This window comes from Streptomyces sp. NPDC104307 (assembly GCF_055584045.1).
On the sequence record NZ_JBVJMU010000004.1, the window covers coordinates 45,790 to 63,731 of the forward strand.

The 17,942-nt window shown below is 72.8% G+C and carries 12 protein-coding genes; 4 read left to right on the top strand and 8 right to left on the bottom strand.

The window, feature by feature from the left end:
* Positions 1-1,875, top strand: a 1,875-nt coding sequence (locus ACZ601_RS13040) for a hypothetical protein (protein ID WP_469536609.1), incomplete at its 5' end; no start/stop codon positions are given.
* Between the two features lie 56 nt (positions 1,876-1,931).
* Here the strand turns inward: ACZ601_RS13040 and ACZ601_RS13045 are convergent.
* Entirely contained in the window at positions 1,932-2,702 is a 771-nt protein-coding gene (locus tag ACZ601_RS13045) for a transposase (RefSeq protein WP_469536610.1), read from the bottom strand.
* A gap of 83 nt (positions 2,703-2,785) precedes the next feature.
* Positions 2,786-8,899, bottom strand: a complete 6,114-nt coding sequence (locus ACZ601_RS13050; RefSeq protein WP_469536612.1) for a TcdA/TcdB catalytic glycosyltransferase domain-containing protein — start codon at positions 8,897-8,899, stop codon at positions 2,786-2,788.
* 170 nt (positions 8,900-9,069) lie between these two features.
* On the opposite strand from ACZ601_RS13050, the gene ACZ601_RS13055 reads away from it, so the two are divergent.
* Positions 9,070-9,633, top strand: coding sequence for a CGNR zinc finger domain-containing protein (locus ACZ601_RS13055; RefSeq protein WP_469536615.1), 564 nt, complete (start codon positions 9,070-9,072; stop codon positions 9,631-9,633).
* Between the two features lie 242 nt (positions 9,634-9,875).
* Here ACZ601_RS13055 and ACZ601_RS13060 read toward each other — a convergent pair whose 3' ends face one another.
* The 5 genes from ACZ601_RS13060 to ACZ601_RS13080 form a co-directional block, all read right to left on the bottom strand.
* A complete protein-coding gene (locus tag ACZ601_RS13060) occupies positions 9,876-10,313 on the bottom strand; it encodes a nuclear transport factor 2 family protein (protein WP_469536617.1) in 438 nt (145 codons plus the stop codon).
* Between the two features lie 4 nt (positions 10,314-10,317).
* On the bottom strand, positions 10,318-11,244 hold the full coding sequence (locus ACZ601_RS13065; protein ID WP_469536620.1) for an alpha/beta hydrolase: 927 nt from the start codon (positions 11,242-11,244) through the stop codon (positions 10,318-10,320).
* Positions 11,245-11,394: 150 nt separating this feature from the next.
* Complete coding sequence (locus ACZ601_RS13070) at positions 11,395-11,589, bottom strand: hypothetical protein (RefSeq protein WP_469536622.1); 195 nt, start codon at positions 11,587-11,589, stop codon at positions 11,395-11,397.
* 98 nt (positions 11,590-11,687) lie between these two features.
* Positions 11,688-11,903, bottom strand: coding sequence for a DUF6299 family protein (locus ACZ601_RS13075; protein ID WP_469536623.1), 216 nt, complete (start codon positions 11,901-11,903; stop codon positions 11,688-11,690).
* A 34-nt stretch (positions 11,904-11,937) separates the two neighbouring features.
* Positions 11,938-12,642, bottom strand: a complete 705-nt coding sequence (locus ACZ601_RS13080) for a TetR/AcrR family transcriptional regulator (protein WP_469536626.1) — start codon at positions 12,640-12,642, stop codon at positions 11,938-11,940.
* 156 nt (positions 12,643-12,798) lie between these two features.
* On the opposite strand from ACZ601_RS13080, the gene ACZ601_RS13085 reads away from it, so the two are divergent.
* Entirely contained in the window at positions 12,799-15,039 is a 2,241-nt protein-coding gene (locus ACZ601_RS13085) for an ATP-binding protein (RefSeq protein WP_469536629.1), read from the top strand.
* Positions 15,040-15,041: 2 nt separating this feature from the next.
* Here the strand turns inward: ACZ601_RS13085 and ACZ601_RS13090 are convergent, their stop codons facing one another.
* On the bottom strand, positions 15,042-17,294 hold the full coding sequence (locus ACZ601_RS13090; RefSeq protein WP_469536632.1) for a tetratricopeptide repeat protein: 2,253 nt from the start codon (positions 17,292-17,294) through the stop codon (positions 15,042-15,044).
* A gap of 233 nt (positions 17,295-17,527) precedes the next feature.
* Between ACZ601_RS13090 and ACZ601_RS13095 the strand changes: the two genes are divergently transcribed.
* Positions 17,528-17,731 (top strand): cold-shock protein, encoded by a 204-nt coding sequence (locus ACZ601_RS13095; protein WP_363193868.1) that lies wholly within the window; start codon positions 17,528-17,530, stop codon positions 17,729-17,731.
* The last annotated feature ends 211 nt before the right edge of the window (positions 17,732-17,942 follow it).

Consider the following 17,942-nt stretch of genomic DNA (forward strand, 5'->3'; position numbering starts at 1 on the left):
TTCCCCGGCACCGGCAACACCCTCGACACCCCACCCGCAGCCCGCATCAACACCGACGGCCAACCCACCACCGTCAACGTCCCACCCATCGGCGCAAGTTCGTCCAGCAGCACCAGCGCCCCCATCCCCCCACACCGCACCGGCACCGGCCACGACCGACCCGCCGACCTCTCCACCATCACCGACAAACCCGACAGTTCCTTCCCCGGCACCGGTAACACACTCGGCACCCCACCCGCAGCCCGCATCAACACCGACGGCCAACCCACCACCGTCAACACCCCACCCACCAGCGGCAACAAGACCACCAAACCCGACCCCTTCCCCGGCACCGGCAACACCCTCGACACCCCACCCGCAGCCCGCATCAACACCGACGGCCAACCCACCACCGTCAACGTCCCACCCATCGGCGCCGGCCCGACCCCGGGCAAGGTGACGTCTGTCCGTACGGACGGCGGCCCCCGGCGTCCGACGACCCTGGACGACATCGGCGCGCACACGTCCGGTGGCGGCGAGGGCGGCTCAGGGCACGGGACGACGTTGAACCAAGGAGCCGGTACGGCCACGCAGGTCATCCACGAGGCGCCGAGGCCCACACAGCACGAGCGCCCGCACCTCGAATCGGACCCGGCCGCCGTGACCGCGTCGCGCGGCGGCGACCCCGCCCCGGGCCGCCCGTCGGAGACGACCACGTCCGTTGCCGACGCACCCGCCTCCCCTACCGCATCCCCCTCCCCCGGAGCCAAGGGAGACAGCCCCGCCGCCCCCTCCACGAAGCCTCCGGCAGAGCCGACGCGAACAGAACCCGCAACCGGGGCCCGTCTCGACATCGACGCCGCCCGGGCCACCATCGGCGACCCGGCCCTGCCCCCGGAGACCCTCACCCGGGCGACGACCCAGGCCGCGGCGATCCTGAGCGTGCGGTGGCATCACGTACAGCCGAAGGCGGACCCCTTGGGCGCCGCGCCGCCCGTCCCCCACCCGCGGAGCGGCCCCGTCGGCAACGGCTACACGCGCGCCCTGGACCTGGTCACCGCCCAGATCGTCCGGCACGGCCCGCTCAGCGGGCAGGCCACCGCGGCGTCGGTGCTTCCGGGCGGCGCGGTACGGGGCGGGGCCACACCCCTGCTCCTGTTCGGTACGCCGGGCCCGACCGGCGACGCGCTGCACCTGGGTGCGCACGAGGTCCCGCTCGCCGACCTGCCGAACTGGCTTCCCGCGCACACCAATTGGAGCCCGGGCGGCCTCCTGGTCCTGCCGACCCCGCACGCCGCCGCCCCCGGCCCCCACGGCGGCCCCTCGTTCGCGCAGCGCATCGCAGACCACATCGGCGCGCCGGTCCTCGCCCCGGACGGCGCCCTGCACGTCAACGGTGACGGCAGGCTCGTGACGGACGGCCCCCAGGGCTGGACCGAGAGCCTGCCGCACCACGCCCCGGTCGTCCGGTCACCGGAGCTGGGCCAGAGCCTCTTCGCCCACGAGCCCCCGCCCACGCGGCCCCAGGCAGGCGCGCGGCCCGAGCCCCACACCGGAGCCGGGAGCGGGACGCACGCAGCCCCGGACGGCGGGGCGAGCCCCGCCCACCAGGTCGCTCTGGCGGAGCTGCTGCCCGCGGGTGCCCTGGACATCGACCTCACCCCGGAGCTGGCCGGCGCGCTGGCGGAGACGGCCGTACGGTCCCTCAGAGCCCAACTCGACGTCCCCACTGGGCCGCTCGGGCACGAGCTCCGCATCACCGCGCCCACGGACGGGGCGCAGCTGGACAAGGTGCTCCAGGTGACGCAGCACGTGGCCGTGACGCTCGACCGGAGCGTCCCGGTCGTACGGGACACGGACGGCCGCCTGCTGCTGAAGATCTGCACGCCCGACTAAAGGTTGTTGCAGAAGGGTGGGTGTGGGCAGGCCGGGGTGGTGTTTGACCTGGTGGTTCAGCCTGTCATGGCGAGGTTGTGCATGGTGGCGACGGCTTGGACGGCGTGGTGGAGTCCGTCTCCTTTCTGGCGGCAGTCGCGGAGGATTTTCCAGTTCTTCATGCGGGCGAAGGTGTGCTCGACGCGGGCGCGGACGCGGCGGTGTTCCGTGTTGTCCTCCTCCTGGCCGCGCAGGAGTGGGCGTCCGGCTCTTCTGCGGTGCGGGACGATCAGTCCGGTGCCCAGGTAGGCGCCGTCCGCGATGACCGTTGTCCCGGCGGCGATGGCGGGCAGGTCTGATTCTCGCCAGGCGTGGGCGTCGGCCTTGTTCCCGGGGACGGGGCGGGCCGATGCGATCACCAGGCGGCTGTCCGCATCGATGATGACCTGCACGTTCGCCGAGAACCGGTAATTGCGGGAGGACGCGGCGAACGTGCGGTCGCGGACCGGGACGAGGGTTCCGTCCACGATCCACAACCGTTCGACATCCGCGACCGGCCGCTGCGCCGGCTCGATCGCGAGGAGCGGCCGCAGGCGATGGATGACCCGGCAGACGGTGGCTGCGGAGATCCGGAAGAGCGGGGCGAGCTGGCGCATTGTGAGGTTGGTCCGGTAGTAGACGGCCACCAGCAGGACCCGGTCCGCCAGTGGCAGGCACCAAGGGCGCCCTCCACCAGGACCGTTTCCTCCCCGCTCCCGTACCGCCTTCACCAACTTCTCGAACCGGCCCATCCGCAAGCCAGTGAACGTCTCCACCCACAACGACTCAGCCCGCAACACCCCACCCATACAAGAGGAATGCCCTATCCCAGGCGTTCTGCAACAACCTTTAGCCGGGGCCCCGGCGGGCGGGCCGGTTCGCGGACCAGCCCTCAGGGGCAGACCTCGATGACCGGCCCCGTCCTGCCGCCCAGGACCAGCTTGATCCGGTGGGACAGGTCGTCCGCGAGCGCCTGGGCCACCACGCCCCACACCGCCTGCCCGCCGGCCGGTGAGGTCACCAGGAGATCGGCGTTGGCGAGGCCCACACCGGGAATGTCGCGGATGTGTTCGCGGATGGTGGTGACGGCCCGCCGTACGGCGTCACGCACGTCGGTGGAGAGCCGCGAACCGTCCGTCAGGTCGAGGTCCGTGACCCGCGCCATCTCCTCGGGGTCGAGCCCGGTCAGCTCCTCCAGCGCGAACCACTGGGGATGGCGCACCACGTCCACGCTCAACCACCTCCCCGGCCCGGGCACGGGCGGCCGCCAGGGCTCCTGCCCGCGCGTCCCCCGGGAGGGAGCCGTCCGCTCGGGCGTCTTGGCCGCCACCTCGGGTGTCTGCGCCGCCGCCTCGTGCGGCGGCGGCACCTTGTCGGGGGCCTGGGTGTGCCAGCCGGGCTCCCAGGTGTCGAGCACCCGCTGCACCCGCTCGAACTCGGCGCTTCCCAGCGGGATTTGGTCCAGCCGGCCGCGCAGCGCCTGACGCAGCGCGGTTCCCGCCGGCCCGCTCTGCACCTCCGCGCGCATCACGACCGGCCTCGTACCCGCCGACGTACTCGCCCCGGCCACACCGCCGGAGGCGACAGCCGCCCGCAAGCGCGCGAGCCCCGCCTCCTCGCTCAGCCCCTCCGCCCCCGCGCCCCACCGGTACCCGGCCCAGTCCGCCAGCGCGCCGATCGCGACGCGGTCGGGGGCGTGCTCCTGGGGGAACAGCGACATATGACGCTGCGCCAGACCCGGTGCGTAGCGGGCGAAGCGGGAGCCGATCCGACTACGGGCATCCAGCGCACCCTGTTCGATCGCGTAGGTCGCGCTGTCGCGGTACTCGCCGTCGGACATGCCGGTGGAGAGCCCCGGCCGGTGGCCGTAGAGGAAGTCGGCCGCCTCTTCGAAGCCGTGGGCCCAGTGCTCCTCGACCGTCTGGGCGTGGGCCACCGCGTCGAAGCCCGGCCGCAGCAGCGTGGTGTCGTTGTCGATCGTCACGATGCGGTGGCTGCCGGCGTCGTAGAGGACGTTGCCCCAGTTGACGAAGTGTCCGGTCGGGTGGTTGCCGAGCCGGTCGGTGGTGCCGACGAGGGAGTCGGTCACCAGCATCAGCGAACCCAGCTGACGGAGCGCGGCGGGTTCGTTCAGCAGTGCGCGCCGGTGCTGGACGCCGAGTTCGTCGATGCGGACACCCTCGGCGAACTCGGAGACGGTGACGTGGAGGAACCCCTCCGCCAGGCCATCGGCGTGCTCCGCCCAGTCGGCATCGTGCCGCGCGATCAGCTCCACCAGCCCGCGCGCGGCGCCTGAACCCCGGTGGAACACCTGGGCTCGGGGGACGTGCACCTCACCGACCGAGCGGATGACCTCATCCGCGAACAGGCTGGGCCCGGCGTCCTTGTGGAGCTTGACGACCGCGCGGCCGGCCGGCCCCGCGTCGACGACGTACACGCCGCCGTTCCGCCCCGGACGCCACTCCACATGGACCTGGGCCGGCCAGTCACGGACGTCCCTGGAGACGAGAGGCGTGGCCGTGAAGCCGGACGCGACGGGCGCGTGGGGGTGTGCGGACTGGGTGGGCGCCGTGGTGGAAGTGATGGCTGTGGCCGGAGTGGCGGGGGCCTTCTGCTTCCGCTTGAGGAACTCGCGGATCCCGCCCGCCGCCGCGCCGCCCGTCGCGTGGGTTTCGAACGTCTGCCGGAGCCGTTCGGACAGGATCCGGGCCGGGCTCTCGTGGTCCGGCAGGCCGGTGCCCGGGTGGGTGTGCAGGCGTGCGGCGATCAGCGTCGCCATGTCGTCGTGCAGGCCGAGATAGTGCGCGTCGGCCGATCCTGGCGTGACGTCCGTACGGATGATCGCGGGTTCCCGGTGGCGGTTGGCCATGATCCGGCCGGTCTCCTGGAAGAGGGTCTGGCGCCGGGTCTCGTCGAGGCCCTCCAAGGTCTGCCTGGCCCGGGTGACGTCGGCCAATGCCGGATGCCCGGCCCACTGATGCCCGGGCGCTCCGAGACCGTCCCCCGGGTCCACACCGGCCGGATCCAGCAGCCGCGCCCCCCTGATGCCTCGCCGCGTCTCGTCCTGGCTCGGATCATCGCGCCACCGCCATGCCAGCAACACCCTCACGGCGGGCGGAAGATGCATCTCCGTGGGGCCGCGGAGGAGGGTCACCGTGGACACCCGCGCGCGTACCTGGGGGATGCCGGCCAGCGCCTCGATGACCGCGGTCCAGACGGCGTCCGGGTCCGCGGTGCGCCGGACCACCGGGTCGTAGAACGCCAGGTTGAGGTTCCCGGGCTGGTCGTGCAGGTCGTAGACGAGGGACGCGGCGACAAAGCGGGCCACGTCGACCGATTCGGCGGGGGTCGACGGCGGCCGGGCGGCGGCCTGCTCGGAGCCGCCCTCCTTCGGCTTCCCCTCAAGCCACGACTGCCCGGAGCCGATGTCGAAATGACGGTCCCAGGGGATGTCCGCATGGCTGTCCCGTGACAGGCCCTGGGCCTCCCGCAGCGGGGCGAAGACGGAGGGGCTCGGCCCGGTGCGGTACAGCACACGTGTGCGGATGTCCGCGTCGCCGGCTCCCAGGACGGTGGTTTCCTGACGTGCCCGCTCCTCCAGCGCGGCATTCGCCAGGCCCCCGTGCGCACCGACGTACGTGTTCTGGAAGGGAGTTCGCGTGTAGTTGTGCCCGATCACGTCGAGGTAGCTGCGCAGCGCCCCGTGCCGGGCGGCCGAGATCAGCACGGCGTTCGTCGAACGGCTGAAGTACTGGCCGATCGCGAACCCGCCCGCCTTCTTGAGCGTGGCGGTGATCACCGAATCGAGCCCCGCGCGGACCTGGTTGTCGCCGTCGGAGTACACGCCGCCGAAGCGCTCCAGCGCCTCGATGCGCAGGATGTCGCTGGCGGCGGCGTACCCGGCGCCGGTGCGCCTGGCCACCTCCGCTCCGTAGAGCGTGGACAGGTGCATGGGTGTCTGCGCGGAGAACACCTCGCCGACATTGACGAGCCGGACGTTGTCGCGCCGGGCCCACTCCAGCATGTCCCGTACCTCGAAGAGGCATCCCTGCCCGGAACCGGCGGGCAGCGCACGGGCCGCGTCCGCCTCGGCCCGGGTCACGTCCGTCCACAGCACGAACGTGACGTCGGGGTTGCGGCCCTTGCCCTGCGCCATGTGGGCACGGAACTCCGACATCGAGCCCTCGTCACGCAGCGGACCGCCGAGCCAGATCGAGTGCAGCAGCCGCGGGATGGCCAGTCTCTTGATGCCCGGCCGCGAGTCCGCCGACACCCACGTGGTGTGGGAGTGGACCACACCGGCGGAGTTGCCGGGCAGCCGCCGCAGTTCGTCCGCCGTCGGCGTGGTGTCCCGCGCCAGATCCACGGCGTCGAAGAAGGCGGCCCGGTGGGCGCTGTCGAGGCGCGCGAAGTCGAAGTCCCGCAGGAATGCGGGGGCGTCCGGGGCACCGCGTACGCCGAAGAGGTCCGGGCCGAGCCGGGCGGCGGCCGCCGCCGCGTCGGCGTGCGGGCCCGCCGGGCGAGTGTAGTCGACGCCGGCCCGGAGACTGTCGACCAGGTCGGCGACCGAGAGCGCGTGCGGGTTCTCCTGCGCCGGGGCGCGGTGTTCGTGCAGGAAGAGGAGGTCGTCGCGGCTCAGGTCCGGCATGACGTCCCGGGCCGCGCGGACGGCGTCGTCGAACCGCGGCCCCTCCCTCGCCTCGTTGAAGGCGCGGGAGACGTCCTCCAGACGCGCGACGATCAGGGCGTCGCGGTCGTCCCGGGCCGCGTGGTCCGCGGCGTCGGGCGGTGTGTGCTCGGGCCTCTTGCCGCGGCTGCCACCGCTGCCGGCGTCGGCGCGGGCCGCCGCGACGACGGTGGCGACCCGCGTCGCCCGCAGACGGTGTTCACCGCCGGCCGCCGTGTGGTCCGCGACCGGCCGGTGGCCGTCGATCGGGGCGATCAGGCCGGCCGCCTCGTCGTGGAGGTGGCGGGCCTGGTCGAGGGTCCAGTTGCGGGTGCGGGCCCAGCCGGCGAGATGGGCGTCCGCCGCGTCGGGCGGGGTCTCCCGGACCGCCGGTCCGGCGGCCGGGGCCGCCGTGGCCGCGGTGGCCGGCCGTGCGGACGGCCGTGCGGACGGCCGTGCGGACGGCTCACCCGCCGTCGGCGGCGCCGCGGGCCGCGAGGACGAGCCGCCGGCCGGTCCGGACACGGGCCGCGCGTCATCCTCGTGCGGTCCGGAGGACCCCGGCGCCGCTGCCGGCTCCGGCCGCACGTGGCCGGGCAGTTCGTCGGTGAAGAAGGAGAGCACCGCCGGGTGGAGCCGTTCGCGGGCGGCATCGCTCGGCCCGTGGTACGCCGCGTAGGTCTCGGCGAACCACTCCTTCGGGCTGGAGAACTGGTAGTTGGACAGGCCGTGGTTCGTGCGCTCGGCGTGCAGGTAGCTGACCCAGTTGTAGTAGTGGTCGACGTGGTAGGCGCGCGGGCCGACGTGCAGCACGTCCCCACCGGCGTCGTCGAATGTCCAGGGCTGGGCGTGCGCCATCCGTCCGAAGCGGCCGATCTCGTCGAGCCCGTGCTTGAACTCCTCCGGCAGGTCGGGGAACTCGTCCCGCAGATGGTTCAGCAGGTCCGGCTTGCGACGGTCCGGATTCGCTTCGAGCGCGTCCGCCACGGCCTCCAGCAGGTGCAGCCGGCCGTCCTTGCTCGGCACCATGAAGTGCTCGGGGGTCATCCCGTACTTGCCGAGAACGGCCCTGGCCACAGAGACGGAGTTCGTCCCGTGCTGGATCCAGCCGCCGAACCGGGTCTCGAAGCTGTGCATCATCTGCCAGTCGATGCGCTCGTCGACGGAGTGGCCGATCTCGTGCGTGAGCGTCCATTTCATGAAGTTGTTCTGGGCCATCGCGTCCGAGACGCCGGCCATCACATGCCGCGGCTCGGAGACGCGGCCGAGGCTCAGGTCCGTCCGCAGGCTGTCGCCCTGGTAGTCCGCGCGCGCCGCCAGGTCCATCGCCCACCGCTGCCAGCCGCTCTTCCGGTTGAGCTCGGTGACGAACCAGGACGGCAGGTGGAGCGGCAGGGTGACGTGGACAGCCCTCTTGCCGTCGTCGTACTCACTGGCGGCGCCCTGGTGCTCCGGCCCCGCCATCTCGATCGACTGCAGGTGCGGGTTGTCCCGGACGTGCTCGGGCGGCAGGTTCGACAGCACCTGCTCGATGCGGGCGAGCGTCGAGTGGCTGAAGTGCCGCTGCCCCTCGTCCTCGGGCCGCGGGCCGATACGTATGCCGTACGTGGCGCTGAGCTCCCGCTCCCGCTCCGGGACACCTTCGTTGAGCACCCACCCGGCGACGCCCTTGCCGTCGGTGCCCCGCCGGATCGTCCGCAGCACACCGCGGCCGGCAGGGTCCGGCGCGGACGTCCCGGCGGGGGTCGGCGGGGCGGGGTGGGCCGCGGCGGCGCTGGTGCTCGCGGTGGGTGCGGAGGCGGGGTCGGTGCGGGGCGCGCCGCCGAGACCGGTCGGCCCGGGGGCCGCGATGTCGAGGGCGGAGCGGGCTGCCAGGGCGAGGTGGTCCGCCTCGTCCTTCGTCGCCGTGTACAGGGTCCAGGCCACCGCGTCCCGGACGGTCTTCAGCACGGCCGGGTCGGCCCGGCCGGTTCCGCCGGGCAGGGGCGGCAGTTCGACATTGCGCTGCCACAGCAGGGTGTGCGCCTCGGCCACGTACTTCTGGACCAGATCGGCCGGCTGTTTGCCGAAGAGGCGGGCCGCCTGGTCCAGCCGGCTGGTGAGGGAGGTGGCGGGGGCGTCGGCCGGCCGTGGCGTGTCCGTCCGCGCGGGCCCGGTGGTGACGCCCGCCGTGTCCAGGGCGCCGGCCAGCACCTGGGGATAGACCTCGCGCAGCATCTGGGCCGCCCGCTCCACGGCGGCGCGTACGTCCGTCTCCCCTGCCTCGCTGCCCATCAGCTGCCGCAGATCCTCGGCCAGCGGGAAGCACTCCGGTCCGGCACCGTGCCCGGCGACGCTCATGTCCGACCTCCGCTCTCCTGCCGGGCTCCGGGTATGCCGCGCTCCGGGTGTGACGGTGGGCCGGGCTCGGTGCAGGTGTGTGGCGATTATACGTGTTCACATCTGAAGGCTGTCCGACGATGCGCGGTTCCTTGCCGGGAAGGTAGCAACCTGCCAAAATGGTTACATACATGAGACTCGACTACGCCTTAGTCTGTGGCCACCCCGCACTCGACTTCGCCGCGACGCTGCGCGCACGGCGCACCAGACAGCTCGAAACGCTTGGCACGCCCGAGCGGCCGGCAGCCTGGTTCCTGGAGTCCGGGCTCGTCGACGCCAGGTCGCCCGGCTCCCCGGCCGACCTGGCGCACGCCCGTGACGTGCGCGAAGCCGTCTACGACCTGATCACCTCCCGGCGGGCGAGCCGCGCACCCGACCCACGGGCCCTGGCGTTCGTGAACGACACGGCCCGCGTCCTGCCCGCGGCGCCGCAGCTGACGCCCGCCGGGCGCTGGACGCGGGCGACGCAGCAGGAGGCGCTCGCCGCCGTGGCCCGGGAGGCCGTGGAGCTGCTCGGCGGCCCGGACGCCGCCCTGCTCAAGGAGTGTGCCGCCCCGGAGTGCACCCGCGTCTACCTCGACCGCTCGCACGGCATGCTGCGCCAGTGGTGCGGCATGAGCACGCGCGGCAACCGGTTCAAGGCCGCCGCCTACCGCGCCCGCCAGCAGGGCGAACTCGCTCGCGACGCCGCCTGAACGCGGTAGATACCCGCCAAGGTGTGGACGTTGAGGATCCATTGGGCATATTGCGAGATACGTGTTTAGCGATGCCCCCGCACCGCACGGTCAAGTCACGTTTTTGCCGGTGCCCTGCTGCCCAGGTGTGCCATCGCCCCTGCCCCGGCGCGCACTGCGCCGGCCGACGCACCACCAGCCCGACACGACGCACCATCAGCCCGACGCAGAGAGACGCATCCGCCTCGAACAGCGCCGGCCGGTCAGCCGCGGAGATGGTGGCTGACGTCGCCCACCAGGTGGATGTCGATCCGGCGCTCCGCGAACCGCCACTGTCCGTCCCGGCGCGCGAAGCGGTCGCGGTAGCGGCCCGCGGCCACGGGCTGCAGGGGGAAGCCGGGCGCCGCCTGGAACACCGTGACGTAGGAGCGGGCGGTGGCGGTGGCCGCCCGCTCGTCGATGTCGACGGCGATGTTGGTGGTGACGTGGTGGGTGCGGGGTGTGCCGTCCTCGTAGAGGATCACGGTGTCCCGGAGCATCCGCTCCACACCGCCGTCATGGCCCTGGACCGCTCCGCGGCTGCCGATGAACACACCCTCCGCGAACAGCTCGTTCAGGCCGGCCAGGTCTCCGGTGTCGACCAGTTCCGCGTAGGTCGCGATCAGGTTGGTGATGGCCCGGGTGTCCGCGGCGGTGCTCATGGCGTCAGTGGTCCGTTCCGAGGTGGGTGGTGTAGAAGTCGGTGAGCTTGTCGATGGCGATGTCGATGTACTCCTTGCGGTCGTACAGGTCGACGTGGCTGGCGCCGTCGATCCAGTACAGCTCCTTGGGGCCGGTGGCCCGCTGGTGGACGTCGACGGCCATCCAGGAGGTGACCGCGCGGCCACCGATGACCTGGAGCAGCGGGCGGGGGCCGATCAGCGGCACGGCGTGGAAGGCGTCGAAGAAGGCGAGCTTGTCGATGCTCTCCCAGGCGAAGAACTTCGCCGACCGCTCGTGCTCGCCGCGCGGGGTGCAGTAGTACTCGAAGCCCTCCACCCCGTGCTCACCGCCCAGCTGGCCGGCCTGTTCGGCGGTCTCGGGGAACATCGTCATGACGCCGGGGTCCTCGCCGCGGGCCGCCGCGGTGCGCGCCTGCGCGGCGGCGTCGAGCAGGCTCTGGAAGACGGCCGGGTCCTGGGTGCCGTCGGCGCCGAGCCGGAGCTGGCGGGCGACGTCCACCCCGCTGACGGTGGCGACCGCCCTGACGCGGTGGTCGCCGCCGGCAGCGGAGAGCGAGTAGCCGCCGGAGGCGCAGATGCCCAGCAGGCCGATGCGGTCGGCGGCGACCTCGTCGCGGGTGGCGAAGAAGGAGACGGCGGCCTTGAAGTCTTCCACCCGCTGGGCGGGGTCCTCCAGGCCGCGCGGCAGGCCGCCGGACTCGCCCTGGTACCCGGCGTCGAACGCGAGGGTGACGAAGCCGCGCTCCGCCATCCGCCGCGCGTAGGTGCCGGACGTCTGCTCCTTCACGCTGGTGCCGGGGTGACCGACCACGAGGGCCGGGTGCGGGCCCGCCGCCGGGGTGTCGGGGGTGTACAGGTGTGCGGCGATCCGGAGGCCGGCGCTGTAGAAGGTGAAGCTGGTCTGGGACATGTGAATCTCCCTGAGATGTGTGTGGGTTTCTCTCCCGTGTCCGGGAACATCTCTACGATCGCGCCGGATCGACGGAGGGAAAAGAGCCAGGTTTCTGCCTGGGAAGGAACCTTCCCCCTCACCCCTGCTCCGGATCGCCCGCACCGGTGGCTACAGACCCAGATCGAGGGCGAAGCAGGAGAAGTGCTGCCACTGCCCCTCGGGGTTGTACCCGCCGTTTACCTTGGCGTCCAGCCTGCTGTCCACGCCCTGGACCGTGTCCTCGGCGCGGATGCGCTCGGGGAGCTTCCCGAAGCGCGCGTGCCGCGCCGCAGCGGCGGTGTCGATGGCGGCTTCCTGGTTCATGACCGTCCTCCACTTCGTGGATCACGTCCGTAGGCGTCCCGGACAACCACCAGTCTCCACGCTCACACGTAACCAGTCAAGACGGTTACGTAGACGGATCAGCCTTTCAGGGCCACCTCCTCGTTGTGCAGCGCGTGGAAGTACGGCAGCGGCAGGCCGGGCCGGGACCGCAGTTCCATGATCGTGGCCTCGACCTGGACGGCGTCTGGCTTGACCGCACCCTCGAGGACGTTGCCGGTGTTCTGCCACCGGTGCTCGACGCCGTCACAGACGGCCACCGTCCCGCCCACGCCGTACCGCGTGGGGGAGTCCATTCCTAGCGGCCGCCGCGGGCCCGGCGGCCGATCGTCATCCCTTCGGTGGCGAGTCCGTGCCCTCTCGTTCCAGCGCGAGCAGGCCGGTGACGGCCAGGTGCAGGGTCCGCGCGAGGCGCTCGGCGAAGTCGACCCTCGTGGCGGCGAGCTCCGGATCCCGCTGGGCCTCGGCGACGGCCGGGGAGGGGTGGGCGAAGGGCCAGAGACCGGCGGTGCAGACGATGGTCAGGGAGACCACCTCGCGGGCGGCGGGCGGACCCAGTGCGGGAAGGTGCGCGCGCAGCAGGTCGGCGAGGGAGCCGAGGAGTCGGGTGTGGGTGATCTTGAAGTCGCGCACCGACTCGGCGGAGATGTTCCGTTCGAGTTCGGAGCCCGCTGAGCCGATCAGTTCGCACAGCGTGTCGCGGTCGGCGAGCGAGTGGGCCACAGCCTCGGTCACACCCTTCGGCGGCAGCGGCCCGACCGCCGGGCCGGCCGTCAGTTCGGCGGGCAACTCCTCGATCCAGCGAGCGAGTTCGCGGTTGAGCAGCTCGAAGAAGACCGCTTCCCTGGTCACGAAGTAGCGCACGACGTTGGTCTTCGAGAGCCCGACCCGCCGGCTCAGCTCACGCAGGCTGATGTCCCGGACGGGCATCTCCGCCAGGAGCCGGGTGGCGGCGTCAAGGATGTCGCGCTTGCGGATCTCGCGCTGCTCGGCGCTGCGCGCCCGCTGGAACTGCGCCGGCCGGTCGTCTGTCATCGTCGCTTTCCCGGGCGTCGCAAGGCCGCTGTCATCTGCGGATCGACTATAAAATACCAGTGGCCTCTTGTAGAACTCAGCTCGCGGAACGTTCCGCGACGATCGTTCCACAACTGGTAGGTTCACGGCCCCGGAGCAGGGCCTCGGAGGGTGTGGATGGATAGAACGGCGTTCGGGCGGCTCCTGCGGGAGGCGCGGCAGCGTGCGCTGCTGACCCTGGAGAGCCTGGCCGAGGCGTCCGGCGTGAGCGTCCGCGCCATCAGCGACATGGAGCGGGGCCAGAGCCTGCCCCGCCGGGCGACGCTGAGCGAACTGATGGACGCCCTGGGGCTGGCCGAGGACGAGCGCCGGCGGTTCGTCGAGGCCTCCACGCAGCGCACCCGGCAGGTGCCGCGGCAGCTGCCGCCCGACCTCGCCGCGTTCCGCGGCCGCGAACAAGCCCTGGCCGCGGTCGAGGAGCTCACACCTGGAGCGGCCGGAACCGGCCGGCATGTCGTCATCTCCGCGATCGGCGGCATGGCGGGGGTGGGCAAGACGACGCTCGCCGTGCACTGGGCCCACCAGGTGGCGGACCGATTCCCCGACGGCCAGCTGTATGTGAACCTGCGCGGCTTCGACGACTCCGGGCTGCCGCTCGACCCCGGCGAGGCCCTGGGCGGGTTCCTCGACGCGCTCGGGGTGCCCAGCGGTGACGTACCGCGCGGCACGGCGGAGCGCAGTGCCCTCTTCCAGGAGCGGACGGCGTCCCGGCGGCTGATCGTCGTCCTGGACAACGCGCGCAACGAGGAGCAGGTCAGGCCGCTGCTGCCGGCCTCCGCCGAGTGTCTGACCATCGTCACCTCGCGCAGCCGGCTCTCCGGTCTGGCCGTCGCCGAGGGCGCCTCGACGGTCGACCTGGACGTGTGGAGCAGGCAGGAGGCACTGGCGGCGCTGGAAGCGCGGATCGGCGAGGAGCGGTGCCGGACCGAGGCCGCGGCCGCCGCGGACCTGGTGGAGCTGTGCGCGTATCTGCCGCTGGCCATCGCCATCGTGGGCGCCCAGCTGCGCGCCGATCCGCACGTCCCCCTCCACGTCGGCGTGCGCGAGCTGCGGGAGTCGCGCTCACGCCTCGACGCCCTGTCCGCCGATGACCGGCACGGCGATGTCCGTGCCGTCCTCTCCTGGTCCTACCGGGCCCTGGCTCCCGAGACGGCCCGCTTCTTCCGGTACCTGTCCCTGCACCCGGGGCCGTCGGTCTCGGCGGAGGCCGCCGCCTCGCTCGCGGGCGTCGCGATGGCCCCGGCCCGGCGCCACCTGCGGGAGCTGACCTCCGCGAACCTGCTGTCGCGCGACGCGGAGGGCCGGTACGTCCTGCACGATCTGCTGCGCGTCTACGGCGCCGAACTCGTCGAGCGGGAGAAGGACGACCGGTTCGGCGCCGAGACCCGGCTCCTGGACTATCTGCAGCACAACGCCAACGCGGCCACCGGGGTGCTCGACCGGCGCCCCGGACTCGAACCGACCGCTCCCCCGGCGGAGGGCGTGGTGCGGGTCGCGGTCTGCAGCCGCGAGGAGGCGCTGGAGTGGTTCGGCCAGGAGGAGCCGACGGTCGCGGCCGCCCTGCGCTCCATGGAGGACCCCCGGCTGCTGCGCTACCGCGTGGACCTCACCCACGACTGGGTGAGTTACTACTCCGTCCTCGGCCGCTGGGCCGACGAGATCTCCGCCAAGCGGATCGGTCTGGAGGCGGCCCTCGTCCTGGACGACCCGGCCGCCGTCGTCCGCAACAGCTCCAGCCTGGCCCGCGCGCTCGCCGAGACGGGCCAGGTCGAGGAGGCCGAGGAGCATGTGGCCCTGATGCTCGCGCAGTTGAACCGCCTGCCGCCCGCGCTGCAGGCGGCCACCGAGCGCACCATCGGCTGGGTGCGCGGCCGGCAGGGACGCCACACCGAGGCCCTGGAGCACGCCCGGCGGGCCCTGGCGCTCTTCCGCACGCTCGGCGACCGCGGCAGCGCGGCCCGCGAACTCAACGCCGTCGGCTGGTACCTGACGCTGCTCGGCGAGCACCGGCAGGCGATCGACATGTGCGAACAAGCCCTGCCCATCCTGCGCGAGACCGGCAACCGCCGCAGCGAGGCGGCGACCTGGGACAGCATCGGCTACGCCCGGCACCGGCTGGGCGACCTGGACGCCGCGATCGCCGACTACCGCAGATCGCTCCAGCTCTACGAAGAGGTCCTCGACGCCTACAACCAGGCGGACGTACTGGACCACATCGCGTCCGCGCAACAAGAGCGGGGCGACGCTGAGCAGGCCCGGGCGAGCTGGCTACGGGCCGCCGAGCTGCTGAGCGGGATCGACAACCCGCGCGCCGCGGAGCTGCGGGCCAGGGCCGAGGGAGTCGCCGCGCCCCACTGACGTCAGCGGGCGGGCGGCGCGCCCGGCGGGGGCAGGGCCGCCACCTTGGCGTGTATCTTCGCGGCGCTCGCGCTGCGCAGGGCGCCGAGCAGCTCGGCGGCCCGCGTCCAGCTCGCGCGGGCCTGTTCCACGTCCCCCAGCTCCAGTTGGGCCGTGGCGAGATGGTCGAGCACCCCGGCCTGGCTGTAGTCGTCGTGGAGCTGGGCGAAGAGGCTGCGCGCCTTCTCGAAGCTGACGACCGCCGCCGCCAGGTCGCCCAGGCCCTTGCGGGCGTTGCCGATCCCCTGCCAGGCGCCCGCCTCGAACCGCCGGTCGCCGGCCGCGCGGAGCAGCGGGATGGCCTCCTCGCACGTGTCGATGGCCTGCTGGTCCTCGCCGAGCTGGGCAAGGACCCAGCCGACGTTGCTCAGCGCGCTCGCGATGCCGCCCTGGCTGCCGAGCCCGCGGTGGATCGTCAGGGTCGAGCGGGCGTGCCGCAGGGCGTCGGCGAAGCGGCCCTGGCGGATGCGGAAGTAGCCGATCTCCCGCTCGGCGCGGGCCCGGTCCTGGGGCGGCAGCCGGTCCAGTTGCCCGAGCATCAGCTCGATCACCGACTCGGCCTGCGCGTCCTGGCCCGTCTCCAGCAGGGTCCGGGCCAGGATCGATCGGATCCGCACGGTGGCGACCGGGTCGTCGAGGGCGAGAGCGGCGTCCAGGCCGGCGCGCGCGAGGGGGAGTTCCTCGGGCCAGCGGCCCACAACCATGTTGTAGCCGATCCACTCCAGGGTGAGGTTCACCAGGGGGCGCAGCAGCGCCGGTGCGTCCATGGCCCGCATCGCGGCGCCGGCCGCCGGCTCCTCCTGGCGGAACCAGCTCAGCGCCTCGTCGCGGTCGTCGAGCGCGACCTCCACGATCCCCTCGACGGCCTGGAGGTCGGGGCCGGGGTCCAGGTGTGTGACGAACACGTTGGCGTGGTGGGCGTTGTGGCGCAGGTAGTCGAGCAGGCGCGCCCGGGGCGCGAGACGGTCGTCGTGTTCCTGGTCGAACAGCTCGGTGCCGTAGGCGCGGACCAGGTCGTGCAGGACGTAGCGGCCGTCGGCGTCCCGGGACAGCAGGCTGGCGGTGGTCAGCTCCCGCAGGTGGCGGCGGGCGGCGGTCATGCCGACGCCGGCCAGCGAGGCGGCGGCCTCGGCGGACAGCGCGGGGCCGGGGTGCACGGACATGTAGCGGAAGAAGCGGGCCGTAGCGGTGGTGAGCGCGCGGTAGGACCAGGAGAAGACGGCCCGTACATCGACGCGCTGGTCGTCGGTGGCGAGGGCGTCCAGGCGCGGCCGGGTCTGGCGCAGCTCGCGGACGCCCAGGCGCAGCGGCAGCCGCGACTCGGCGCCCAGCTGGGCCCCGACGACCGCGACGGCCAGGGGCAGGTGGCCGCAGAGCTCGACCAGTTCGGCGGCGGCCTCGGGTTCGGCCCGGCACCGCTCCTCGCCGATCCGGGCCGCAAGCGCCGCCAGCGCCTCCTCGGGTGTCCACACGTCGAGACTGATCCGGGACACACCTTCCCCCGCGGCCAGGCCGGAGAGGTGGTCGCGGGAGGTGACGACGGTCAGACAGCCGGCGGCGGGCAGCAGCGGCCACACCTGGGCGGAGTCCCGCGCGTTGTCCAGGACCACGATCAGCCGCCGCGCCGCGGTCCGGCGGCGGAACAGGGCGCCGCGCTCCCCGACGCCGACGGGGATGTCGCTGCTGGGCACGCCGAGGGCCCGGAGGAACCCGCCGAGCGCCTCGCCGGGGTCCAGGGGCTGCCCGGAGGGTTCGAAGCCGCGCAGGTTCACGTACAGCTGGCCGTCCGGGTAGCGGTCCGCCATCCGATGCGCCCAGTGCACCGCCAAGGCGGTCTTGCCCACTCCGGCCATGCCGCCGATAGCGAAGACGAGGTGCGCGCCGTCCGCGGAGATCCGGTCGGTGATCGCGCGGGCCGCGTCCTGGGCCGCCTCGTGGCCGCGGAATACGGCAAGATCCGGCGGCAGTTGCTGCGGTACGGGGCGGTCGGGCGCGGTGCGCGTGGCCATCTGCACCAGGCGGCGCCGCTCGACCTCGCCCAGTTCGAGCGCGTCCGTCAGCTCGCTCAGGGTGGCCCGGCGCGGCAGGCTGTGCCCGCGCTCCATGTCGCTGATGGCCCGCACGCTCACGCCGGACGACTCGGCCAGGCCCTCCAGCGTCAGCAGCGAACGCTGCCGCGCCTCCCGCAGCAGCCGACCGAACGTGCTCTTGTTCATTCCCACCCAGCCAGCCAGTACGGGGCCCGCCCGCCCGGAGCCGCCGCGACTTCGACGGCGTAAAGGTAGCAGTTCTGGATCGAGCAATCCTTTACGGTCGACTCTCCCGCCGGCGGCCTGGTGTGTGCACACCTCGTCGGGTAGGACGGTGCATGGCCTGCCCGTGATCGTCGGGCAGTGCCGTCGGCATCCCAGCCCGGCACCTCGCCGGGCGAGAGTCAAAGGGCGGGAGTATGGCCAGCGGTACCGTGAAGTGGTTCAACTCCGAAAAGGGCTTCGGCTTCATCGAGCAGAGCGGTGGCGGACCCGACGTGTTCGCCCACTACAGCAACATCTCCGGCAACGGCTACCGCGAGCTCGTCGAGGGCGAGACGGTCACCTTCGACATCACCCAGGGCCAGAAGGGCCCGCAGGCCGAGAACATCGTCCGGGGCTGAACCACCCCCCGGGCACACTGAACAACCGGCCCGGGCCGGGCGCGGTCACCGGTCGCGTCCGCCCTCAGCTGTTCGCCGTCCTCCCCACCAACAGGCAAGCTGCATGCGAACTGCCTGTTGTCGCGGACCGCTGTCCGGTGGGATGGGCTCAGGCATGAGAGCGCCCCGTGATCGGGAGGGGACCGCTCGATGTCCCGGACCAGGGGGCACT